At 31.4% G+C, this 23,289-nt stretch carries 20 protein-coding genes; 19 read left to right on the plus strand and 1 reads right to left on the minus strand.

Features of this window, described 5'->3' with window-relative positions:
• Nucleotides 1-199 precede the first annotated feature (199 nt).
• The 4 genes from CKV72_RS01450 to CKV72_RS12330 all read left to right on the plus strand — a co-directional run bounded on the left by CKV72_RS01450 (nucleotide 200) and on the right by CKV72_RS12330 (nucleotide 4,628).
• The gene (locus CKV72_RS01450; protein WP_095177246.1) at nucleotides 200-1,555 is read left to right on the plus strand and encodes a phosphomannomutase/phosphoglucomutase; all 1,356 of its coding nucleotides are present in this window, start codon (nucleotides 200-202) and stop codon (nucleotides 1,553-1,555) included.
• A gap of 317 nt (nucleotides 1,556-1,872) precedes the next feature.
• Nucleotides 1,873-2,442 carry a tRNA 5-(aminomethyl)-2-thiouridylate-methyltransferase MnmM gene (gene mnmM, locus CKV72_RS01455; protein WP_095177247.1) on the plus strand — a complete coding sequence of 190 codons (570 nt, stop codon included), beginning with the start codon at nucleotides 1,873-1,875 and terminating at the stop codon, nucleotides 2,440-2,442.
• Between the two features lie 35 nt (nucleotides 2,443-2,477).
• Entirely contained in the window at nucleotides 2,478-3,764 is a 1,287-nt protein-coding gene (locus tag CKV72_RS01460) for an ATP-binding protein (RefSeq protein WP_095177248.1), read from the plus strand.
• Between the two features lie 360 nt (nucleotides 3,765-4,124).
• Complete coding sequence (locus tag CKV72_RS12330) at nucleotides 4,125-4,628, plus strand: hypothetical protein (RefSeq protein ID WP_242955728.1); 504 nt, start codon at nucleotides 4,125-4,127, stop codon at nucleotides 4,626-4,628.
• Nucleotides 4,629-4,857: 229 nt separating this feature from the next.
• Here the strand turns inward: CKV72_RS12330 and CKV72_RS01470 are convergent, their stop codons facing one another.
• Nucleotides 4,858-5,355, minus strand: coding sequence for an SEC-C metal-binding domain-containing protein (locus CKV72_RS01470; protein WP_095177249.1), 498 nt, complete (start codon nucleotides 5,353-5,355; stop codon nucleotides 4,858-4,860).
• A 215-nt stretch (nucleotides 5,356-5,570) separates the two neighbouring features.
• On the opposite strand from CKV72_RS01470, the gene CKV72_RS01475 reads away from it, so the two are divergent.
• The 15 genes from CKV72_RS01475 (at nucleotide 5,571) to CKV72_RS01535 (ending at nucleotide 23,221) form a co-directional block, all read left to right on the plus strand.
• Nucleotides 5,571-6,602 carry an acyltransferase gene (locus tag CKV72_RS01475; protein ID WP_095177250.1) on the plus strand — a complete coding sequence of 344 codons (1,032 nt, stop codon included), beginning with the start codon at nucleotides 5,571-5,573 and terminating at the stop codon, nucleotides 6,600-6,602.
• 289 nt (nucleotides 6,603-6,891) lie between these two features.
• On the plus strand, nucleotides 6,892-10,773 hold the full coding sequence (locus CKV72_RS01480) for a cell wall-binding repeat-containing protein (protein WP_095177251.1): 3,882 nt from the start codon (nucleotides 6,892-6,894) through the stop codon (nucleotides 10,771-10,773).
• Between the two features lie 144 nt (nucleotides 10,774-10,917).
• A complete protein-coding gene (locus CKV72_RS01485; RefSeq protein ID WP_095177252.1) occupies nucleotides 10,918-13,476 on the plus strand; it encodes a hypothetical protein in 2,559 nt (852 codons plus the stop codon).
• Nucleotides 13,477-13,855: 379 nt separating this feature from the next.
• Nucleotides 13,856-14,650 (plus strand): ImmA/IrrE family metallo-endopeptidase, encoded by a 795-nt coding sequence (locus tag CKV72_RS01490; protein ID WP_095177253.1) that lies wholly within the window; start codon nucleotides 13,856-13,858, stop codon nucleotides 14,648-14,650.
• A gap of 15 nt (nucleotides 14,651-14,665) precedes the next feature.
• Nucleotides 14,666-15,046, plus strand: coding sequence for a helix-turn-helix domain-containing protein (locus tag CKV72_RS01495; RefSeq protein ID WP_095177254.1), 381 nt, complete (start codon nucleotides 14,666-14,668; stop codon nucleotides 15,044-15,046).
• Nucleotides 15,047-15,199: 153 nt separating this feature from the next.
• Nucleotides 15,200-15,427: a hypothetical protein gene (locus tag CKV72_RS01500; RefSeq protein ID WP_095177255.1), complete on the plus strand. Its 228-nt coding sequence runs from the start codon at nucleotides 15,200-15,202 to the stop codon at nucleotides 15,425-15,427.
• Between the two features lie 249 nt (nucleotides 15,428-15,676).
• The gene (locus CKV72_RS01505) at nucleotides 15,677-16,111 is read left to right on the plus strand and encodes a sigma-70 family RNA polymerase sigma factor (RefSeq protein ID WP_095177256.1); all 435 of its coding nucleotides are present in this window, start codon (nucleotides 15,677-15,679) and stop codon (nucleotides 16,109-16,111) included.
• A gap of 136 nt (nucleotides 16,112-16,247) precedes the next feature.
• Nucleotides 16,248-16,421: a hypothetical protein gene (locus tag CKV72_RS12185; RefSeq protein WP_169712333.1), complete on the plus strand. Its 174-nt coding sequence runs from the start codon at nucleotides 16,248-16,250 to the stop codon at nucleotides 16,419-16,421.
• On the plus strand, nucleotides 16,390-16,644 hold the full coding sequence (locus tag CKV72_RS01510; RefSeq protein ID WP_338031790.1) for an rRNA biogenesis protein rrp5: 255 nt from the start codon (nucleotides 16,390-16,392) through the stop codon (nucleotides 16,642-16,644). The genes CKV72_RS12185 and CKV72_RS01510 overlap by 32 nt, the downstream gene beginning before the upstream one ends.
• The gene (locus tag CKV72_RS01515; RefSeq protein WP_095177258.1) at nucleotides 16,644-17,804 is read left to right on the plus strand and encodes a DUF2800 domain-containing protein; all 1,161 of its coding nucleotides are present in this window, start codon (nucleotides 16,644-16,646) and stop codon (nucleotides 17,802-17,804) included. The genes CKV72_RS01510 and CKV72_RS01515 overlap by 1 nt, the downstream gene beginning before the upstream one ends.
• Before the next feature lies 1 nt (nucleotide 17,805).
• The gene (locus tag CKV72_RS01520; RefSeq protein WP_095177259.1) at nucleotides 17,806-18,342 is read left to right on the plus strand and encodes a DUF2815 family protein; all 537 of its coding nucleotides are present in this window, start codon (nucleotides 17,806-17,808) and stop codon (nucleotides 18,340-18,342) included.
• A 6-nt stretch (nucleotides 18,343-18,348) separates the two neighbouring features.
• Nucleotides 18,349-20,295 (plus strand): DNA polymerase, encoded by a 1,947-nt coding sequence (locus CKV72_RS01525; RefSeq protein ID WP_095177260.1) that lies wholly within the window; start codon nucleotides 18,349-18,351, stop codon nucleotides 20,293-20,295.
• 44 nt (nucleotides 20,296-20,339) lie between these two features.
• Nucleotides 20,340-20,669, plus strand: a complete 330-nt coding sequence (locus CKV72_RS01530) for a DUF7768 domain-containing protein (RefSeq protein ID WP_338031791.1) — start codon at nucleotides 20,340-20,342, stop codon at nucleotides 20,667-20,669.
• A complete protein-coding gene (locus CKV72_RS12190) occupies nucleotides 20,662-20,826 on the plus strand; it encodes a hypothetical protein (protein ID WP_169712334.1) in 165 nt (54 codons plus the stop codon). The genes CKV72_RS01530 and CKV72_RS12190 overlap by 8 nt, the downstream gene beginning before the upstream one ends.
• Nucleotides 20,810-23,221 (plus strand): virulence-associated E family protein, encoded by a 2,412-nt coding sequence (locus CKV72_RS01535; RefSeq protein ID WP_095177261.1) that lies wholly within the window; start codon nucleotides 20,810-20,812, stop codon nucleotides 23,219-23,221. The genes CKV72_RS12190 and CKV72_RS01535 overlap by 17 nt, the downstream gene beginning before the upstream one ends.
• The last annotated feature ends 68 nt before the right edge of the window (nucleotides 23,222-23,289 follow it).

The following is a 23,289-nucleotide window of genomic DNA, read 5'->3' on the forward strand; positions in this document are numbered from 1 at the left end:
ATGGAAAGTGGAAAATGGTGGAAGTTTTTTCTTCTCTATCGTTACGAAAAATCTCCTTCATTGTCCTATGTCAATTGTCCTATGTCAATTGTCCTCTGTCCTCTGTTAAAAAAATGCCTTGCATTTTTTTACAGTGTAACTATTTAACAGCCAATAATCATATATTAAATTAGCACGCACTTTATTATAGGGGGTAGAAATGGGAAACGTATATGAAAATATATTTAGAAAATATGACATAAGGGGAATATATGGAAAAGAAGTAACAGAAACTTTTGCAGAACTATTGGGAAAGACTTTTGGAAGTTTTTTAATAAGGAATGGGGAAAGTGAAATCATAGTAGGCATGGATAATAGGAAATCTTCACCTAGTATTAAAAAAAGTCTTATAGAGGGTTTAATTAGTACAGGAGTAAATGTTATAGACATAGGAATTGTAGTAACTCCTATATTTTACTATGCTACTTATTTATATAAAATAAAAGGTGGAATAATGGTTACAGCTAGTCATAATCCAGCAAATTATAATGGATTTAAGATACAGTTTGGAGAAGGAACTATATATGGAGAACAACTTTTAAATTTAAAAGAAGAAATGATAAAAGGAGACTTTATTAAAGGAAGTAGATATGGTTATATTTTAGAAAGGTCACCTGTAGAAGAATATATTAAAAACATAGAAGAAAAAATAAAATTGGGAGATAAAAAATTAAAGGTAGTTGTGGATTGTGGAAATGGTACAGCCTCTTTATTTGCTCCTGAAATTTTAAAAAGACTTGGTTGTGATGTAGTACCGTTATATTGTATCTCCGATGCAGAGTTTCCTAACCATTTTCCAGATCCTACAGTAGAGGATAATTTAATAGATTTAATAAAAAAAGTCAGAATAGAGAAGGCGGATTTAGGTATAGCTTATGATGGAGATGGAGATAGAATTGGAGTGGTAGATGAAACAGGAAGAATAATTTGGGGAGACATGCTTATGATTCTGTTTTGGAGAGAAATACTTCCTAAATACCCAAATATAGATGCCATAGTAGAGGTAAAATGTTCAAATGCCCTAGTAGAAGAAATAAAAAAATTAGGGGGAAAACCATTCTTTTATAAAACAGGTCATTCTCTTATAAAAGCTAAAATGCAAGAAATAAATTCTCCATTTACAGGTGAAATGTCTGGTCATATGTTTTTTAGAGATGAGTATTACGGATTTGATGATGCTCTGTATGCCACCGCTAGACTTTTAAGGATTTTATCCAACACTGATAAAAGCTTAGGAGAACTTTTTTATGATATTCCAAAATATTTTTCTACACCAGAAATAAGAATACCTTGTAAGGATGAAGAAAAGTTTCAAAAAGTGGAGAAAGCTAAAAAATATTTTAAAGAAAAAAATATGGATATAATAACAATAGATGGAGTAAGGGTAAACTTTAAAAATGGATGGGGGCTTATAAGAGCTTCAAATACAGGAGAACAATTAATATTAAGATGTGAATCAAGGGATAAAAATGAGTTAAAACTTATTAAAAGAGAACTTAAAAAAGCTTTAATATAATAAATGCAATATTATAGTGTAATTTCCATTTATGGAAATTACGCTTTATTTTTTATTTGTGTTAATATTATAGGGTATTATATAAATATAAAACTTATATTTATAGGAAAAAACGTGAAAAATGTAAAAAATAATAGTAAATAATATATTTTTAAGGCGACTTTTGGCTTATAGAGTAGGAATAATTGATAAAAAGTTGAGAACTGTCTTAAAAAAAATCTTGAGAACTAATAATAAAAACTGTAAACTGTAAATGTATTATTATAAAAACAAAAAATTACTATAAAATTATTATAAATAAGAGGGTTGATTACTACATGGAAAAATTACTTTTTACAAATGCAGTTAATATATCTAAGGAAATATGCAAAAATAAATTAAAAAAGGGTGATATAGCAGTAGATGCCACTATGGGAAATGGCAATGATACTCTTTTTTTATGCAATTTAGTGGGACAACAGGGAAAAGTGTATTCCTTTGACGTACAAGTTGAAGCTTTAGAGAGTACAGAAAATAAACTACACCAAAATAATATACATTGTGCAAAATTAATACTAGATGGACATGAGAATATGGACAAGTATTTAGAAGAAGAGCCTAAAGTTATATTATTTAATTTAGGATATTTACCTGGAAACTCTAAAAAAATAACTACTAAAAGAGAAACCACTTTAGAAGCATTAAAAAAAGCACTTAATATTGTAAAAAAAGAAGGAGTGATAATTTTAGTAATATATCCTGGACACTATGAGGGCATGCTAGAAAAGGAGGCATTGATAGATTACAGTAAAGGTATATGTCAAAAAAAATTTAATGTGATAAAACTGCAATTCATAAACCAAATAAATAATCCACCTATGATTATTTGTATAGAAAAAAGAATATAAAGCAGGGTTTTTAATATTAAGGAGGATAAGATTATATGTTAAAGGAGCTTATTGAATCAGAGGAGATACAAAGTCTTATGGTAAAGTTGTATTCTATTGTAGGTATATCTCATAGTATATTGGATTTAGAGGGAAATTTAATAATTGGCATAGGGGAAAAGGGTATTTATAAAAGTGAAGATTATAGACAATGTTTTATTTATAATAAAGAAGATATTAAAAAAGAAGGAGACTATTTTTTATTAACTTGTGAACAATGTACAAAAAAAATAGCAATGCCTATAAAAGTAAAAGAAGAAACAATAGGATATGTTGCTATTGAAGATTTTTTTACAAAACAGGAAGATAAGGAGTATTGTAAATCTTGTACAAAACAAGATTCAGAATATATAGATTATGTGGAAAAAATACCTGTATTAAATGAAGAACAGGTTAAAAATATAATAACATATAAAAAAGAGCTAATAGAATTTATTATAAATAATAAAATGGCAAGTAATGTATCTTACCAAGAAAAGACTTATGAAAAATTAACACATAAATTTTTTGCTAATCTATCTCATGAATTTAGAACACCACTTACAATAATATTAAGTTCTCTATATATGTGCGAAAGTTCTGTAAAGGAAACTAAAGATAATATTGATGGCCTTTTAAATTTAAAAGTTTGTACATATTTAAAAAATATAAAGAAAAATGCATATAGACTATTAAAGTTAGTGAATAATTTAATAGACATGACTAAAATAGATTGTGGACAGCTTATTTTGTTTAAAGAAAATAATGATATTGTAAGTATAGTAGAAGACGTAACTTTAAAAGTAGCAAAATATGTATCTGAAAAAAATATAGATATAACCTTTGATACAGATATAGAAGAAAAAATAATAGCTTGTGATAAAGAAAAAATTGAAAGAGTGATATTAAATCTTCTTTCAAATGCAGTAAAGTTCACTCCCAAAGGAGGGAGCATATTTGTCCAAGTAAAAGATGGCAATGATTTTGTACGAATATCAGTAGAAGATACAGGTATAGGAATTCCAGAAAAAGAAAAGGACTTAATCTTTCAACCCTTTGTTCAAGTAGATAAGAGCCTTTCAAGAACAGCAGAAGGTAGTGGAGTAGGACTACCTATAATAAAATCTTTAGTGGAAATGCATAAGGGTATAATATGGGTAGAAAGTATTTGGGGCAAAGGCAGCAAGTTTTTTGTAGAACTTCCAAATGTAAAACTACAAGAAAATGAAAGCAATAATGTGAAAACTAGATTTTGTGGAGAAGAAGAAAATACTCATATAGAGTTTTCAGATATATACTTTTGATGTTATATATTTTTAGAAAAACCCTCAATTCGCTAAGAAATTCTAATTTGATTTCTTGCCATAAATGCTAAAAAACATAAACTTGCTACGCTCAGACATATGTTTTTTTACGCATTTATGCCGAAATCAAATAAGAATTTCTAGAGCTTTTTCGAATGTTTTTTACAAAATATATAACATCAATGAAAGTACTGAAGGAGGAAACTCCTTAGGGAATTTCTTTGAATAGTATATTTAATTGAATATATAATGCTTAATAATGAACAACTAATGAAATTACAATTAAATTACAATTAGCCACTTGAAGTTAATATTTATTAATGTTAAAATGTAGCCATAAAAGTTGTTGGTGGTGAAAAAATGAATAAAGAAATTTTAGAATTATTAAAACAAATTCAAAAAGATAATAAAGAATTTAGGAATGAAATAAAGCAAATTCAAGAAGATAATAAAGAATTTAGGAATGAAATAAAACAAATTCAAGAAGATAATAAGGAATTTAGGAATGAAATAAAACAAATTCAAGAAGATAATAAGGAATTTAGGAATGAAATAAAACAAATTCAAGAAGATAATAAAGAATTTAGGAATGAAATAAAACAAATTCAAGAAGATAATAAGGAATTTAGGAATGAAATAAAACAAATTCAAAAAGATAATAAAGAATTTAGAGATGAAATAAATAATAAACTTGATAATATAACTAATAAATTAGATGCAGTTTATGAACAGACTGCTGATTTAACTGAATTTAGGACAGAAGTTAATGGAAAATTAGACATAATAAAAGATGACTTAAGTGCTGTTGAAGTGGTAACCTCAAAAAACTGGAATGACATAGCAAAATTAAAAGCTATAAAATAGCCATACAAAAGACTGTTGAATAACATTTTCTATTCAACAGTCTTTTGATGTATATGATACCCTAGATAAAGTTAAAAATATATTCATTAAATGCAAAAATGAGCTATATCAAAATAAAATTTTGATATAGCTCATTTTTTAAAATCGCAGAAATTCCCTAAGGAATTTCCACCATAATTATTCATTATTCATTGTTAGTTATTCATTATAAAAAGTCTACACTTTTTATTTATCTCCCGCAGCAGTGTTTATATTTTTTACCACTATCACAAGGGCAAGGATCATTTCTTTTTACTTTGTTAGGGTTTTCTATGGTTTTAGAAACTCCAAAGTTAAGTTTTAAATCTGTAAGCTTGTTTTTTGGAAATATTATATTCCATTCAGGTAAATTGAAAAAGTCATCTATATTTCCTTGAAGCATGTCTATGTATAATTTTTCAAAATTTATATCTAATTTAACATTAGTATCTTCAGTTAAGCTTTCTAAGTCAATTGCTTCTTTTAAAGAAGAATTTATTCCATCTAAAAATCCTACAAAAGATATAGTAGAAACATTAAATTTCTTTGCTAAGTCCTCAACAGAACCTTCCATAATTTCTGTATGATTTTTCAAAACAACAGGTATTATTTTTTGTTGAACAGAATTTAATTCCTTCCAAAACTCATCTTCACCTTTAGTTTGAACAAAAAATACAACTACTTTTTTCCATTCAGTATACAAACTCATATCCTATTCTCCTTTTATTAAGTATAGTACCAAGAATATTATAATACATAAAAACAGTTTAACACAATAGGAAAAAAAATCAATAAACAAAATATATCCAATGAACAACTAATAATGAATAATTGTTAATTGTTAATTTTCCAGAAGGGGTGTTATAATATCTAATAAATGGTAGATCATACAAAGTATTTGTTATAAAAAGGAGCAATCATCATATGGAAAAACGCAGAAGAGCTAAAAGAGAAAAAATAATAGAAATGGATATGTTAAGGGCAATATGTGCCTTAGCAGTGGTTATAATACATACATCAGGTTATACCCTTATAAATAGTGCAGAGGGATCTGTATCTTATAATGTTTCTCTTTCATTAAATCAAATTGCTAGATTTTCTGTTCCTCTTTTTTTATTTTTATCAGGACTTGGTTTAGGCATTTCTTATAAAAAAGATGAAAGTTATTTTAAGTTTTTAAAAAAAAGAGTTTTTAAAATTATTCCTCCCTATATATTGTGGGGAAGTTTGTATTTAATTTTAATACAAAAAAATTATGATTATAAAAATTGGGTAGAACTTTTTTTAAAAGGGGATAAAGTATTCTACCATTTATATTACATACCACTAATAATGACCTTATACATAATATTTCCTATACTCTATCCTTTATTTAAAAGGATAGAAGGTGTAATTATTTCTCTTTTAATAAGCCTTGGAGTTACTTATTTTGCACATTATTATAATGTTCCAGATTTAACCTTAGATATTTTTTCAAAAAGAAATGCGATTTTTTGGAACGTTTATTTTATAAGCGGCGTCTATATTAGTAGAAAGGTAAATAATCTAATTAGAAGAACAAAAACTCATAAAGTGAAAATTATGGTCATAGTGATAGTATGTGTAATTTGTCTAATAGGAGAAAGCTTCATAGGCTTAAACACAGGAAAATCCTTAGACTATTCCACAACTTTTATAAGACCTAGTGTAATGATTTATTCCTATATTGTAATGCTATATGTTTTTTCAAAAACATACAATAAAAAATCTATATTAGTAAAGATTTTAGGAGAAATATCTAAAAGTTCTTTTAGTATATATCTAATTCATCCTATGGTTCTTTATTACTATATGAAAATTTTTTCAAAAAATAATTTAAATATGGGAACGCTTTGGTTTTTAGTTTCGTCTATATTAGTGAGTGGAGGAATTTCATACCTGTTATGGAAGACCAAAGATTTAATTGTTAAATATTAATTTATTGGACAAATATAGAAGATTTGAGATATAATATATAGTGTATGTCATTTATAAAAGCTTCATGATATAATAATTTGTAGCTTATTACAATAAATGAGTATATATGCTAAAATAATAAAAAAATCTTAAATATTCAATTTTACCCTTGAAAAACTATTATAATCATTATATAGTAATTTTAGATAATTAGGGTAAATTGCTAGATTTGTTCAAATTAAATTTAGTTAAACCTAAAAAAATAACATATAAGTATTAGATTACTTAATATGAGGAGGTAATTATAATTATGAGTAAAAACAGCCATAAAGCGCTAGCAAGTGCTACAGTAATGAGCTTAGTATTAACTTCAACACTAGCTGCAACAAATGTACAAGCAGCAGCAGAAGTAACAAGAATGCCAGGTGCTGACAGATATACAACAGCACAAACAGTTGCAAAAAAATCTTTTGGAAAGGCTGAAAATGTTGTATTAGTTAATGGATTAGGATATGCAGACTCCGTATCTGCTACACCATTTGCAAAATTAAAGAATGCTCCAATCCTTTTAACTGATGCTGAAGATAAGCCATCAGCAGATTTATTAGCTACTTTAACTGAACTAGGAGCTAAAAACATCTATATAGTAGGTGGAAAAGGCGTAGTTACAGAAGCAATGGAAAAAGAACTTGCTAAAAACTACACAGTAGAAAGAATCGGCGGAACTTCAAGATATGAAACAAACGCTGAAATAGCTAAAAAAGTTATAGCTGAAACTAAAGCAGAAAAAGCTATACTTGTAAATGGACAAGATGGATATGCTGACGCTTTATCAGTAGCTTCAGTAGCTGCAACTAAAGGATACCCAGTTATATTTGGTAACAAAAATAACGTTCCTACAGTTGTAAAAGATGCTGTTAAAGATGTTAAAGAAATATTAGCAGTAGGTGGAGAAGGTGTATTACCAGATGCTGTTATTAAAACAGTAGAAGCTAAGAGAATAGCTAAAGGTGCAGATAGATTCGACACTAACTTAAAAGTATTAGAACACTTTGATGGAGATTTCAACTTTGAAAATATCTTCGTAGCAGCAGGTGGAGATGATAGTACATCAAAATTCGCAGACGCTCTTGTAGCATCAGCAGCAGCTGCTAAGCACGGTGCTCCAGTTGTATTAACAGGACTAGGTGCTAACAAAGACAATGTTGACAAGTCCGTTAAATATGTTAAAGACAAAATGGGAGACAACACTAAGGTTACAATCGTTGGTGGAACAGCTTCCGTAAGCGATTCAATAGAAAAAGACATTAAAGGTGAAAAAGAATCAACTGGTAAAGCAGAAGTTCAATCAATAGAAGCTTTAAACCTTAACCAAGTAAAAGTTGTATTTGCATCAAAAGTTGATGAAGATTCAGCAGAAGATGTTACAAACTATGAGATAAATGGAACTAGATTGAAAAAAGCTAAAGATGCAGATAATGTAGAAGAAGCTGCTAAAGCTGTTGCTCAAGATGATGGAAGAACAGTTATATTAACTTTAGCTGATAATTCAATAGAACAGCATGATGAAATGACAGTTAAAGTTAGAAAAGGAATTTTAACTGAAGATAAAACTAAAACTATTCCAGAATGTGAAAAGGATGTAACATTTAAGGATATAACTGCTCCAACAATAAGTTCAGTAAAAGTAAGAGGAAATAGTAAATTAATAGTTGAATTTTCAGAAGCTGTAATTGTAGATAATGTGAATAATGAAGAGGATGCTGCTTGGGAATTATCAAATAAATTTGAAATTAATGGACAAAAGATAAATAGTATGGCTCTTGATAGGGAATTAAGTGAAGTTAAAGATTCATTGATATATGATGATAAAGCATATGTAAATAAAGTCGAATTTTATTTTAGTTCACCTCTTGATTCAGGAAAAAATGAACTAAAAGTTCTTGATGGGGAAACAGACAAGATACTTTATGATGCAGCAAGATTCACAGTAAAAGAAAGTACTAAAGAATTCAAAGTGGAAGAAGTAACTTCAAAGCCAAAGGTTAAATCTGTTAAAGGTGGAACTGATGGAAAGATTTATATAAACTTTGACAGACCAATGGATGCTGAAACAGCTGTAAAACTTAGGAATTTTAAGTTGAATGATCATGATATATCAACATATATAGGTGAAGACGATATAGACCTAAAGAAAGATGATACTCAAATTAAAATTAAAAATGCAGAAGACGGAATAAAGACTGGTTCTAATGTTATAGAAATAAGTGATAATGTAAAAGATGCCTATGGAAATAAAGTAGAAGAAGATACAAGAATTTCATTTATATCTGAAAAAGATGATACTAAACCAACAGTTGCTAGTGTTGTGGCTATAGATTCAGAAACAATAAGAATAAGATTTAGTGAAGATGTTAGAAATAGTCATGCAACAACTACAGAAAATTATGAATTAAAAGATTCAGATGGAACAGATATAAGTTCATATATAGATAAGGTAGAGGTTGTAAATGGAGATAAAGGAGACAGTGTAGATGTTTATGACCTTAAGATAGATAGTGAAAATAAGTTAACAGGAAATAAATACACATTAAAAATTAAGAACATTGCAGATACTTCAGATAACGTAATGGATGACTATACAGCTACATTTAATGGTGAAGATGATAAGGCACCAAAAGTAGATAAAGTCGCAAAATTAAGCGAAGATGGAAAAGATAAAGTAATAGTTCAGTTCTCAGAAGAAATGGATTCTTCAACAATTAGAAAAGCTGAAAATTATAAATTTATAAATGGAAAAGGTGAGATAAAAACTCTTCCATCAAAAGCGTCTGTTTCTGTAGCATCAGATAATAAAACTGTCACAATAGAGTTCCCAGATAGTTATAAATTTACTGGTAAGAGTGATGCTAATACAATAGATGGAATTGTTGTAACTTCAGATGTTAAGGATTTAGCTGGAAATAGAATGGAAGCTGATGCTAGAGTTGAAAAAAGTAAGATGAAAGAAGATTTAGGAGTATCAGCTAAAGTGACATCATTTAAAATCAAAGATGATGGAGATGATGTTGAAGCTGAACTTCAATTTACAGGAGCAATAAAAGAAGTAACTAAAGAAAATGAAGAATATCTATTTAAATTTGGTGTTAATGGCTCAGATGAAGTTAGACCAAATAATGTAAAGGTTCAAGGAGATAAATTAATATTCAAATTTAAAGATGAAAAAGACAAAAATGAAGTAAATAGAGCTAAATTAGTTAAATCATTTGGATCAGATTTAACTGTATCCTTCGAAGGAGATGCTGCAAAAGATAAATCAGGTAACAATGTAATCGGAGGTAGTAAAATTCAAGTTTATGACAATTTAGTAGTTCCAGAATTAGATGTAGATGAAAAAGATGGATATGTAGATAATTGGGGATTCAATGTAGAGGAAAATACAGTTACTATTAAATTCGATACTCAAGTAGACAAAAGCATGGCTCAAGCATATAAAGATGACTTCGATTTTATAAGTAATAATGGTAAGAACCTTGATATAGATTCTGTTAAGGTTATAAATGGAGTTTACCTAGAATTTAAATTTGAAGACTCTGAGGCACTTAAAGATACAACTAAACTTACTGTAAAAGCTAATAAAGATAAAGTAGATATTAGAACTAAGAAAGATTTAGCTGGAAATTACAAAGAATATAAGCCATCAGATAAGGATATTAGTGGAAGAAAAGTTAAAAGAGATGGTTTTAAAGTAGAAGCTGAAAAACCAGTTGAAAAGCCAGAAGAAGAAAATAAAGACTATAAGGTAGAAGTATCAGGTGGAGCAGTAGTAGGCCAAACTATAGTTAAAGTTACAGGACCTAAGGAAACAGATACAGTAACTGTAGATGGAAAAGCAGCAAGATATGTAAATGGAGTATTTGTTGTTACATTAGATAAGGCAGTAACACAAGAAGAAGCTCAAAAGCTTGTTGTAGTAGAAAAAGAAGAAGCACCAGTAGTAGAAGACTACAAAGTAGAAGTATCAGGTGGAGCAGTAGTAGGTCAAACTATAGTTAAAGTTACAGGACCTAAGGAAGAAAATACAGTAACTGTAGATGGAAAAGCAGCAAGATACGTAAATGGAGTATTTGTTGTTACATTAGATAAGACAGTAACACAAGAAGAAGCTCAAAAACTTGTTGTAGTAAAATAATAATACTCTATTATAAATTAATATTAATGATAAGGGCTATGTGCCCTTATCGTTATAAAATGAAAACAGGTTGTGATGTTATTAATATTTACTAATAATTTTAGAATTATCTAAAATTGTTAAATTGAAAGGATGAGGGTATAAATGAAAAAGCAAAAGAAATTTTTAGCAGTCCTATCTGCAGCAGCAGTTAGTACTATGATTGCAGCAGCAGTCTCAACAACAGCATTTGCAAAAACTACAGATGTAATTGCAAAAATAGATGGTCAAGAAGTTAAAATAAATTTTGAAGAGCTAACTACTGCTTATGAAAATAAAGCAGCTGGCTTAGATAGTGAACTATTTAATAAATATAACGAAAGAGAAGGATTAACAGCATTACTTGATGATACAAATGGTTTTGTAGATTATAAAGCTGTTCAAGAAGCAGCAGAAGATGCTGTAGCTTTAGGAGAGAAATTTGTTTTAAATGATTTCACTGAAAATACTGAAAAGACATTAGCAGACTTTAAACCTGAAGCTGAATGGAAAGATGATAAAGTAGTTCCAGTAACTCCAGTTGAAGAAGATTTAAAAGTTGAATCAGTTAGTGCTATTAATCCTACTACTGTAAAAGTAGTATTCAACAAAGAAGTTGAAGAGTTAGCAAAAGCTGATGTAGTAGTAACAAATGTAAAAACTTCAGAAAAACAATACGTTAAAGAAGTTAAGTTAGCTGAAGATAAGAAATCAGCAGAAATATCATTCTATGATGCATTAGCAACAAAAAATACTTATAAAGTAGTTGCAGCTGGTGCTGAAAAAGAATTTGACTTTGTAATTGGTGATGTAGCTAAAATAGAAGCTAAAACTGTTCAAGTAGTACCAACAGAAGCTACAGCAATTGAATATAAGGTATTAGATGCTAACGGCTTAGATATTACAGCAACTACTGATGTTACATTTGAATCAACAGCAAGTGATAAAATAGATAAAGATGGAAAAATCACATTAGCTGATAAAGAAACAGCATTTGTATACGTAGTATATACAGATAAAGATGGAAATAAAATAAAATCAAATAGAATTACTGTAAAAGCTGAAGCAGCTAAACCTGCTGAAATATCTGATTATACAGTAGCTAAAAATGCAAATTTTGATGCTGATGATTACAAACAAAACCTAGTATTACAAAAAGGTGCAGAAGGACAAAAAGTTCATGTATTAGTTAAAGATCAATTTGGTAAGAAAATAGATAACCCTGTTGTTAGCTATGAATCATTAGATAAGACAATAGTATTAGTAGATAGAACTAATGGTGGCATTACTCCATTAAAAGAAGGCTCAGTTCCAGTAAGAATTACTGTTGGAGATATAACTAAAACAATAGAAATTAAAGTAGTAGCAGATGCTAAAGCAGCAGCTGTTGAACTTGATAAAAATGAAATTTCAATTTCAAACCAAGTTCAAACTCCAGAAGAAGTAAAAGTAACTGTAAAAGACCAATATGATAATGTGTTCGAAACAAATGAAAAATTAACAGTAAAAGTTACTTCAGGATCTGACCTAGTAACAGTAGCTAATGAATTAAGTTTAACTAAAGGTGTAGGAACATTAGAAGTTAAACCTGCTGATAAAACTAAATCAGGAAAAGCTGTAATTGAAATTGCTGTTAGTGAAAAAGTAAAAACAACATTAGAAGTAGAAGTAACTGAAGCTGGAATCGTTGACAACTATGTTGTTGAAGGTTTCAAAGCTGAATTAGATAAGAATGACGATAAAGATAATAAAAATAAAGAAATGACACTATCTGTATTCCCAGTAGATGCTAATGGCGTTAAAACTGGTGATGCAGTAGCAGAAGCAAAAATGACAGTAACAGATAAAGATGGTAAGGCAGTTACAGGCTTAAAAGATGTAAATGTAGGGGAAATAGCTACTACTAATTTAAAAGCTGATGAAACTTACACAGTATCAGTTAAAGTAGGAACAATTGAAGTATTCAAAGATAGCTTCAAAGTTGTAGATACAACTAAGAAATCAGTAATAGAACAAAAAACAAGTAATATAGAAATTAAAGCTGATGCTGGAGATGTTGAAGGAGCATTAAAAGCTGCTTTCTTAAAAGATGGAAAAGCATTAGGAGATAAAGACACTGTAGAAGTAGCATCTTCAGATAACGTGGCTGTTATTAAATTAGGTGAAGCAAGTAAAGCAGAAATAGTAAAACCAGGAAATGCAACATTAGTTATAAGCAAAGTAGCAGATCAAGAAGTTGATAATTTAATAGTAAACGTAACTGTTAAACCTGTTATAGTAGAAGAAGTAAAAGACGATACTATAAATGCTGTAGATTACCAAAAAGTTGGTAAATCAGTAACTATACCAACAGGAGACTTTAAAGGTAAAGAAATAGCTAAAGGTGATTTTAAGGTTACTGCAATTACTGAAAGTGAAAAAAAAGTTACTAACGTTAATAGATTAGCATTTGGAGAAGGTAGTGAATCTCAAGGCGTTAGTGGAGATAATATAACAACAACTTTCTTATATACTCCTAGTAATGAATATGCAGATAAGGCTAATTTAAGTTGGTATTTTGAAGCACTTCCAAAAGATGATGCTATAGAAAAATTAGAGGTTGAAGTAAAAACTAAAGATGGATATATTTATAAACTAACATTTAATGTAAAAGATGAAGTAGATACAACACCAGCAAACGAATAACAAGACGCATAAGAATTATTAATAACTCAGTAATGAGTAGATAACATAAACAAAAATTATGAGAGGGGTAACCTCTGGTTATCCTTCTCAAATTTAAATAAATGAACGGAAACATTTCAAACCCAAATCCATAAAATAGTCAGATCACATCACTGGCTGAAAAACTAAATAAGACATATCATATTAAAGGCTATTGGATAAAGTATTAATGGGAATGCTCTATCCAATGGTCTTTATTTCTTTTTATAAGCATCTTAGTAGACTTTGTTAGTTTACTGGGGTGCTTATTTTATTTGTATCCAACACTTGACAAGGAATATATTGGTATAGTATAATGTTCTCATAGTAGCTAACACGCATTTATGATAGGAGTGATATAATGATAAGTTTTGATTTTAGATCTAAAGCAAATGGGGTACCTATTCTATCCAAGGAAAATATAGAGTATATTGCTGAAAGGATAATAAGAGACTACAAGCCTGAGAATCTTAAAACACCAACAGCTTTAGATGTAGAGCTTTTTTCAGAGTGTTATGCAGGACTCGATGTAGATTATAAGGACTTAAGCCATAACAGGTCCATATTAGGTATGATTGTATTTAATGATGGTTGTGTTCCAGTGTATAATCCAATAAAAAATAAAGCTGAAAAGTTGCCAGTAGATGAAGGAACTATATTAATTGACAATAGCTTATTAGAAGAAGACCAAATAAGAAGAGGAAGATTTACTCATTGCCATGAAATATCTCATTGGTTTTTACACCGAGATATATATGCTGTAGATAAAAATCAAATAAGTATATTTGACTATATAGGAGAAGAAGAAAAAACAACAGCTATTAAATGTAGAACAACTGATATAGAATCTACAGGTAGAAAACAGTTAGTGACAGACGATGACTGGATGGAGTGGCAAGCAGACTACTTAGCATCAGCACTTCTAATGCCAGTTGACGCTTTTACACAAGCTGTAAAAGATTATGTAAGATTGTTAGGAGTAGAAGAGTTTTTCAATAGAAGAGGAATAGATTTATATAATGATTTCTGGGCCGAAGAACTATCAAGGGGAGTGGCAAGACAATTTGATGTATCGTTAACAGCTGCAAAAATAAGACTTAAGAATCTAGGATTTATAAAGAGTGTTGAAGAGAAAAGACAATGCTCTATAATATAAAAGAAGGGATGACTTATGAATAAATTTGGAAAGTTTATAACTAAAAGAAGAAAAGAGAAAGGGCTTAGTTTAAGGAAGATGGCAGATTTAGTAGGGTTCTCTCCAGCTTATTGGAGTGATATTGAAAAGGGACGAAGGAACCCACCAAATATAGATAAGCTAGAAGAAATAGCAGAGATTTTAAATCTGTCTCAGGAAGAAAAAGAAAACATGATAGATATGGCTTCTGAAGACAGAGATGAAATACCTATGGACTTACCAGAGTATATAAAGGGAAGCGAATTAGCTAGGACAGCTTTAAGAAAAGCCAAACAGCTAAATGAGGCCAAGGGTAAAAAAGACATCACAGAAAAAGCCTGGGAGGAATTTATAAAAGCTTTAGAGGAAGAAGAGTAGCGATTCTTTGCTACTTTACTACCCTACTGTTCACATATAAGCTTGTATGAGAATTAAAGGGGCATAGTCTATATTTTTTTATCCTTGTGTTCGCAAATAAGCATATATGACGAAACAGGAAACTACAAAAATCATTAAATTATGGAGGTACCTATGTTATTAGAAGAAGTTAGAGATGAGGATAAAACCAATAGGTTGTTGTTTAAGGTTTTGATTGAAGAGGATTCACTTATCATATCAGCTAAAGCTCGTGGTAATAAAGGGCCAACCTTAATTAATATTGAGGAAATCATTGGGCCTTATGTAGATTCAATTACAATAAAAAGAATAAGAAAAACCTGCAATTCAATATATTTAAAGAAAAAGCAAGAAGCTTCATAAATTAAATAAGAAACAATCCCTAGTGAGCTGCTAGATAGCCGGATTGAAATGCAAATGTGTAGAGATTAAATTCTCGGACATTGCATTTCAGTCTGGCTATTTTTTTGTCTTTTTTTAGGACTTGCCTGTGTAAATAGTCATTTTTCACCAGTAATAAAGAGCTTGAACAGCAATTTTAAACCTGACCTAAACATTAGACCTATTGCTATTACCTATCATCAAATTTTAAAAATCCAAGGAGGAATTATAATGAAAAAATTTATTAAAATTGGCAAAGAGCAAGTAGAAGTAAGTGAAGAGCTTTATAAAGAATATTACAAAATGGATAGAAGACGCAGATATTTAGAACAAGATGTTAAAGTTGGTGGCATTGATATTGATCCAGAGACAGGTAGACCTATATACATTCCAAGCAAAGAAGATTCAATAGAAAGATTGATGGAGAATGGAGCTACATTTCAAGACAAGCAATCTGTAGAAGATATTGTATGTGATAAGGCTATACTTTTAATTTTGCAGGAAGCTTTAAAAGAGTTAGATAGCAAAGAGCAAGAACTTATACAGGACATTTATTATAAAAATAAGACTACTCGTGAAATTGCAAAGGAAGAAAATGTATCTCAGCCAGCCATTGTTAAAAGGCATAAGAAAGTTATTAATAAAATAAAAAAATATTTTTCATAAGTTTTGGTTATCAAACCCCCTTGCTCGTTGGCTAATAAGTGAGGGGGTAAAAAATGTTTTTAAAAACTGGTTATCAAACTACCTTCCCCATTGGCTAATAAGTGAAGGGTTTTATTTAAAAAGAGGAGGTGCAAAAATGCAAGCAAATAAAGAAACTCATGAAGAAATGGTAGGAGTACTTACAGCCATGAGCATTGTATCAAAAAGGCTGGCAAGACGTCTATTAGAACTAGAGAAAGGAGAGGAAGAGAATGAGCAAAATCAAACTGGCACTAGATGTGGTGGAGGATCTACGAAGTCTTGCAGATAGTATTGAAACCTTAGCAGGAGCTGTAGAAGGAAATGAACCTAAAGAAAAGGTGAAAGACAATCTACCAACTTTAGAGGAAGTCAGAGCAAAGTTAGCTTCTCTGTCTAAAGCTGGAAAGCAAGCACAGGTAAGAGAGCTTATTACAGGATTTGGAGTTAAGAAGCTAAGTGATATACCAAGAGAAAAATACCCAGAATTACTTGAGAAAGTCGAGGTGATGTAATGGGAGAACATGCCCTACTCTCTGCTTCATCGGCTCACAGATGGCTTAAGTGCAGCCCTAGTGTAAGGCTGGAAGAAGAGGTGGAAGATAATACAAGCATTTATGCAAAGGAAGGAACCTTTATGCATGGATTAGGAGAGTTACATCTTAAACTTTTTCTAGATGATATTACAAAGGCAGAGTTCAATAAAAGACTAAAAGAAATGAAGCAAAATGATTTTTATACAGATGAAATAAAAAAAGCAGTAGAGATTTATGTAGATACAGTAATTGAAAAGATTAATGAAGCAAGGGCAAATACTTATGACTCACTTATTCTAATAGAAGAAAGATTAGATTACAGCCCTTGGGTTAAAGAAGGATTTGGAACAGGAGATGTCCTCATTATTGCAGATGGAATTATTGAAGTTATTGATTTAAAAGGTGGCAAAGGAGTAGCAGTATCAGCAATAGGAAATCCCCAAATGCGTCTATATGCCTTAGGTGCAATTAACGGATTTGGAATGCTCTATGATACCCAGAAAGTTAGAATGACCATTATCCAACCAAGACTTGATAATATCTCCAGCGATGAAATGGAAGTAGAAGAACTTATACATTGGGGAGAGAAAATAGTAAAGCCAAAGGCTGATGAAGCTTGGAAGGGGGAAGGTGAATTTAAGGTAGGAGAGCATTGCAGGTTCTGTAAGGTAAAAGCCATATGTCGAGCTAGAGCAGATGAAAACATAAAACTAGCTTGTATGGATTTTAAGCTACCAGCATTATTAACAGATGTAGAAATTTTAGAAGTACTAAATCAAATAGATGAACTAAAAAAATGGGCAAGTGATGTAGAAGCATATGCATTCAACCAAGCAGTAAATGAAGGCAAAGAGTGGCCTGGATTTAAGCTGGTGGAAGGCAGAAGTAGTAGGAGATATTCAAATGAAGATAAAGTTGCCAAAGCTTTACTTGCTGCAGGATTTGAAGAAGAAAAGATATTCAGTAAATCTTTACTAAGCCTTACCAAACTTGAAAAGAAATTAGGAAAGAAAGTATTTGAAGAAACCATAGGAGATTTAATAATCAAACCTCCTGGGAAACTTCAGTTAGTTCCAGAGGAAGATAAAAGACCTGCTATAAGAAGCAGTGCAGAAATAGATTTTAAGGAGGAATTTTAATATGAAAATAGTTACAGGTAAAGTTAGATTTAGTTATGCAAATGTGTGGGAGCCACAAAGTGTTAATGGAAGTGAACCTAAGTATTCTGTTAGCTTAATTATTCCAAAGAATGATAGGAAAACACTAGAAAAGATAAATAAGGCAATTGAAGCTGCCGAGAAAGAGGGAATATCAAGATTTGGTTCAAAGTTTACCAGCGGTTCAAATTTTAGAAGACCATTAAGAGATGGAGATTTAGACAAACCAGATGACCCAGCATATAAAAATAGTTACTTTATAAATGTAAACAGCAAGATAAAACCAGGTATTGTAGACAAAAATGTAGAGCCTATATTAGACCAAACAGAATTTTATTCAGGCTGCTATGGTAGAGCAAGTATTAGCAGTTTCCCATATAGCATTAATGGGGCAAAGGGAATTACATTTGGATTAAACAATCTTCAGAAGCTTGAGGATGGAGAGCCCTTAGGTGGAATATCAAGACCTGAAGATGATTTTGAAGCTATAGATGATGATTTTGATGATATTTTAGGATAATGCCTTATGAAAATATTAGCTATAGATATAGAAACTTATAGTAGTGTAGACCTCGGTAAATCTGGGGTCTATGCCTACACTGAAGCAGAGGATTTTGAAATACTAATCATTGGTTATGCCTATGATGATGATGAAGTACAGGTTATAGATTTAGCAAGTGGTGAAAAGGTTCCAGCTGATGTAGTAGAAGCTATAACTAATCCTAAAGTAATTAAAACAGCTTTTAATGCACAGTTTGAAAGAACTTGTTTATCAAAATATTTTAAAGAGGAAATGCCACCAGAACAGTGGAGATGCAGTATGGCCCACGCATTAACTTTAGGCCTTCCTACCAGTTTAGCAGGTGTGGCTAGGTGTTTAAATCTAGAACAGCAAAAGATGAGTGAAGGGAAAGCACTAATTAGATACTTCTCAATTCCCTGTAAGCCTACTAAAGCTAATGGGGGAAGAACTAGAAATCTTCCTCATCATGATAAGAATAAGTGGGAAACATTCAAAGCATATTGTAAGCAAGATGTGGAAGTGGAAAGGTCTATTCGTAAAAGATTAGAGAATTACCCTATGACAGATAAAGAATTAAAGCTATGGTTTTTAGACCAAAGAATTAATGATTATGGAGTTAGAGTGAATAACGAATTAGTAGAAAATGCAATACACTGCGATGAAATCTACCAAAAGGAATTAGTAGACGAAGCTATAGATTTAACAGAACTTGAAAATCCTAACAGCCCAGCCCAGCTAAAGACTTGGCTTAAAGATAAACATGGTATTGAAGTGAAAAGTCTATCCAAAGCAAAAGTAGCAGAGTTACTAGATGAAGTTGATGACCCTATAGCAAGAAGGGTTTTAGAGTTAAGGCAAGATATGTCTAAGACTTCAGTTAAGAAATATGAAACCATGGAAAGAGCCATGTGTAAGGATGAAAGAATACGAGGATTACTACAGTTTTATGGAGCAAATCGAACTGGAAGATGGGCGGGAAGATTAGTTCAAGTTCACAATCTTCCTAGAAATGATATGAGTGATTTGGATTTAGCAAGGGAACTTCTTCTAGCTGGAGATTATGAAACACTAGAACTACTCTTCGATTCAGTACCAGATGTTCTATCTCAGCTTATTAGAACAGCTTTTATACCTTCTCCTAATTCAAGATTCATAGTAGCAGACTTTAGTGCTATAGAAGCTAGAGTTATAGCTTGGCTTGCAGGAGAGAAATGGAGAATGGATGTGTTTAATTCTCATGGAAAGATATATGAAGCTTCAGCATCTCAAATGTTTGGAGTTCCTGTAGAAGAAATTCATAAGGGCAGCGTCTTAAGACAGAAAGGAAAGATTGCAGAGTTGGCCCTTGGATATGGAGGAAGTAAAGGTGCCTTAAAGGCTATGGGTGCAATAGACATGGGACTTAGTGAAGAAGAACTACCTGAGCTTGTATCTGCTTGGAGAAAGTCCAATTCAAATATAGTTAGACTTTGGTGGGATGTAGAAAGTGCTGCAATTAAAGCAGTTAAGGAAAGAACAGTAGTTAGTATGCAATATGGTCTTAGGTTCTACTTTAAATCAGGAGTGTTATTTATAAGACTACCCTCTGGCAGAAGCCTTGCCTATGTAAGGCCCAGGATTGAAATAGATGAAAGATTTAATAAAGATAAATTGACCTATGAAGGTATAGAAGGGATGAAGTGGGGTCGTATTGACACCTATGGAGGAAAATTAACAGAGAATATTATACAAGCCATAGCAAGGGACTGTTTAGCTGAATCTATGCTAAGGCTTGAAAAGTACGGATATAGGATTGTATTTCATGTTCATGATGAAGTTATACTAGATGTTCCAAAGGATAATGGTTCATTAGAAGAAGTGGAGGGAATTATGGGACTTGATATCCCTTGGGCCCCAGGACTTCCATTAAGAGCTGAAGCCTTTGAGAGTGATTACTATAAAAAAGATTAGGTGGGTCATGAAATACGACCTACCTAAAGAGGAAGGTGATATTAGTGAAACCAATTATCTATGTATGTTCTCCCTTAAGGGGAGATGTTAAAAGGAATATAAATAAAGCTATAGGTTATTCAAGGTATGTCTATGTCAAGGGTGGTATTCCCTTGGCACCTCATACCATCTTTACTCAGTTTTTAGATGACGAGGATGAAGATGAAAGAAACGCAGGAATAGATATGGGACTTGAACTTTTAAATATATGTGATGAACTATGGGCCTTTGGAGATAAAATCTCTGAGGGAATGCTTAATGAAATTGAAAGGGCTAAGTCACTAGGGATTATAGTAAGAAGGTTTAATGAAAGGTGTGAACCTTTGGATGAATAGGGAAACCATTAAGTTTATAAAACTTCTAAAAGACTATAGAGGAATTCTCCCAAGACAAACCATTAAAACCTTACGAGGTCAGGCATTAGCTGGAGATATAGAAGGAGCAAAGAAAGGACTTAAGAAAGAGGTGAGTAAATATGCAAGAGCCATATAAGCTTAAGGAACCTAAACTTAAACATGATGGAGTTCTTACCATTGCTACAGGTAGAAGTAGAAAAGAAATGAACTGGAAGAATCGAGAGATGCTATGGTCGGAATTGGTAGATAAATTAAGCAGTACCATAAGAACTTATGAAACCTATGAAGAATACAAGAAGCTATCTAAATCGAAGAAAGATGAAATAAAAGATGTAGGTGGTTTTGTAGGTGGAACTTTAAAGGAAGGCAGAAGAAAAGCTGATAATGTAGTTTGGAGGCAAATTGTAACACTTGATGCTGACTTTGTTAAGGGAGATTTATGGGCAGGAGTTGAGACCATGTTTGGATATGGATGTGTAATGTATTCTACTCACAGTCACAGTCCTAAAGCTCCAAGATTAAGACTTGTTATTCCACTAAAAAGGGCAGTAACTTCTGATGAATATGGAGCAGTATCAAGAAGAATTGCAGCAGATTTAGGCATAGATTTCTTTGATGATACCACCTATGAGCCACATAGATTGATGTATTGGCCATCAACTTCTTCTGATGGAGAGTTTATTTTCAAAGTATTAGATGAAGAATGGGTAGATCCAGATGAAATACTTGCAAGGTATAAAGATTGGAGAGACTCTTCCTATTGGCCTGAAAGTTCAAGGACTAAAGAGAATAGAAAGAGATTAGCAGAAAGACAAGGAGATCCTAAAGAAAAGCCAGGTGTAGTAGGTGCCTTTTGTAGGACATACTCTATCATTGATGTAATTGAGAAGTTTTTATCTGATATATACTCACCTTGTGAAACTTCTAATAGATACACATATATTCCAGGATCATCTGCAGGTGGATTAGTTATATATGAAAATGGAGACTTTGCATATTCACACCATGGCACCGACCCCATTAGTGGCAAACTATGTAATGCTTTTGACCTTGTAAGACTTCATAAGTTCGGTGAATTAGATGAAGAGGCAAAGGAAGGAACACCTGTAAATAAGCTGCCATCTTATCTTTCTATGCAGAAGTTAGCTAGAGAGGATTTAGAGGTTAAAAAGACTATAGCTAGTGAAAGGATGACTTCAGCTAGTGAGGATTTTAATGAGGAAGATTGGCAAGTAAACCTTGAAATTAATAATAAGGGAGAGCTTAAAAATACTCTTACCAATATAATTCTTATAATAAGACATGATCCACAACTTAACAGTATTTTTTATAACGAGCTTCGAGAAGGTGTTGATGTAGAAGGAGATGTTCCCTGGAAAAGGTTAAAGTCTGGGTGGAATAAAACTGATGAAGCATCTCTTGCTGGATATATTGATTTAAACTATAACCTTTATGCACCAGGAAAGCTTAAGGAGGCTGTATTAAAAGTAGCCGTTGAAAGGTCTAGACATCCAGTAAAGGAGTATCTATTAAATCTTCCAAAATGGGATGGTGTTAAAAGAGTAGATACCCTATTAGTTAAATATCTAGGAGCAGAAGATAATATCTACACCAGAGAAGCAACGAGAAAGACACTAGTTGCAGCAGTAGCAAGAACCATGAATCCAGGAATTAAATTTGATACAGTTCTAGTTTTAAATGGGCCACAGGGAATAGGAAAGAGTACTTTGTTTTCAAAGCTAGGAGGAAAGTTTTTTAGTGATTCTCTTTCCATCTCAGATATGAGAGATAAAACTGCAGCGGAAAAACTTCAAGGTTACTGGATACTTGAAATTGGAGAACTAGCTGGAATTAGAAAAATTGATGAAGAGACATTAAAGTCTTTTTTATCAAGGCAAGATGATAAGTTTAGAGCAAGTTATGGATACTCAGTAGAAGACCATCCAAGACAGTGTATTATTGTAGGCACCACAAATCAAGAAGCAGGATTTTTAAGGGATATTACTGGTGGGCGTAGGTTTTGGCCAGTTAAGACTCCAGGAGATACTAAATTAAAACCTTGGGATATAGATGATGTAGACCAGATTTGGGCAGAAGTAATGGAATATTACCATAAAGGTGAATCTTTAGTATTAAGTAATGAAGCTGAAAAAATAGCAAATGCAGCCCAAGTGGATGCTTTAGAAAGTGATGATAGAGAAGGAGTAGTTAGAGAATATTTAGATATGCTCCTTCCAACGAACTGGGATGATATGGACTTATATGCAAGAAGAAGCTTTATTCGTGGTGATGAGTTTAGCGATAATGTTATAGGAACTGTAAGAAGAGAGCAAGTCTGCACCATGGAAATTTGGTGTGAGCTATTTGGTAAAGAAGCTACTGCCATGAGAAAGATAGACTCTTATGAGATAAATGCAATAATGAGAAAGATTGATGGATGGGAAAAGTACACTGGAAATAAATTAGGAAATGCCAAAGTTCCTCTCTATGGAATACAAAGAATTTATGTTAGATGCGATAAACAAGATTAAACAAGATTTAGGCTTGTTACCATTCTTGTTTACCACCCCTACCCTAGTTATATTAAGGCTTTAATTTA

The sequence above is a fragment of the Clostridium cochlearium genome, from assembly GCF_900187165.1.
Taxonomy (GTDB): domain Bacteria; phylum Bacillota; class Clostridia; order Clostridiales; family Clostridiaceae; genus Clostridium_G; species Clostridium_G cochlearium.

Excerpts from the sequence above, each read along its gene's own strand:
- CKV72_RS01505 (WP_095177256.1), top strand. The coding sequence starts at position 15,677 with ATGAAAAAATTTATTAAAATTGGCAAAGAGCAAGTAGAAGTAAGTGAA.
- CKV72_RS01460 (WP_095177248.1), top strand. The coding sequence starts at position 2,478 with ATGTTAAAGGAGCTTATTGAATCAGAGGAGATACAAAGTCTTATGGTA.
- CKV72_RS01525 (WP_095177260.1), top strand. The coding sequence starts at position 18,349 with ATGAAAATATTAGCTATAGATATAGAAACTTATAGTAGTGTAGACCTC.
- CKV72_RS01470 (WP_095177249.1), bottom strand. The coding sequence starts at position 5,355 with ATGAGTTTGTATACTGAATGGAAAAAAGTAGTTGTATTTTTTGTTCAA.
- CKV72_RS01475 (WP_095177250.1), top strand. The coding sequence starts at position 5,571 with ATGGAAAAACGCAGAAGAGCTAAAAGAGAAAAAATAATAGAAATGGAT.
- CKV72_RS01515 (WP_095177258.1), top strand. The coding sequence starts at position 16,644 with ATGGGAGAACATGCCCTACTCTCTGCTTCATCGGCTCACAGATGGCTT.
- CKV72_RS01490 (WP_095177253.1), top strand. The coding sequence starts at position 13,856 with ATGATAAGTTTTGATTTTAGATCTAAAGCAAATGGGGTACCTATTCTA.
- CKV72_RS01495 (WP_095177254.1), top strand. The coding sequence starts at position 14,666 with ATGAATAAATTTGGAAAGTTTATAACTAAAAGAAGAAAAGAGAAAGGG.
- CKV72_RS01520 (WP_095177259.1), top strand. The coding sequence starts at position 17,806 with ATGAAAATAGTTACAGGTAAAGTTAGATTTAGTTATGCAAATGTGTGG.
- CKV72_RS01450 (WP_095177246.1), top strand. The coding sequence starts at position 200 with ATGGGAAACGTATATGAAAATATATTTAGAAAATATGACATAAGGGGA.
- CKV72_RS01535 (WP_095177261.1), top strand. The coding sequence starts at position 20,810 with ATGCAAGAGCCATATAAGCTTAAGGAACCTAAACTTAAACATGATGGA.
- CKV72_RS12190 (WP_169712334.1), top strand. The coding sequence starts at position 20,662 with ATGAATAGGGAAACCATTAAGTTTATAAAACTTCTAAAAGACTATAGA.
- CKV72_RS01485 (WP_095177252.1), top strand. The coding sequence starts at position 10,918 with ATGAAAAAGCAAAAGAAATTTTTAGCAGTCCTATCTGCAGCAGCAGTT.
- CKV72_RS01480 (WP_095177251.1), top strand. The coding sequence starts at position 6,892 with ATGAGTAAAAACAGCCATAAAGCGCTAGCAAGTGCTACAGTAATGAGC.
- CKV72_RS12185 (WP_169712333.1), top strand. The coding sequence starts at position 16,248 with ATGCAAGCAAATAAAGAAACTCATGAAGAAATGGTAGGAGTACTTACA.
- CKV72_RS12330 (WP_242955728.1), top strand. The coding sequence starts at position 4,125 with ATGAATAAAGAAATTTTAGAATTATTAAAACAAATTCAAAAAGATAAT.
- mnmM (WP_095177247.1), top strand. The coding sequence starts at position 1,873 with ATGGAAAAATTACTTTTTACAAATGCAGTTAATATATCTAAGGAAATA.
- CKV72_RS01500 (WP_095177255.1), top strand. The coding sequence starts at position 15,200 with ATGTTATTAGAAGAAGTTAGAGATGAGGATAAAACCAATAGGTTGTTG.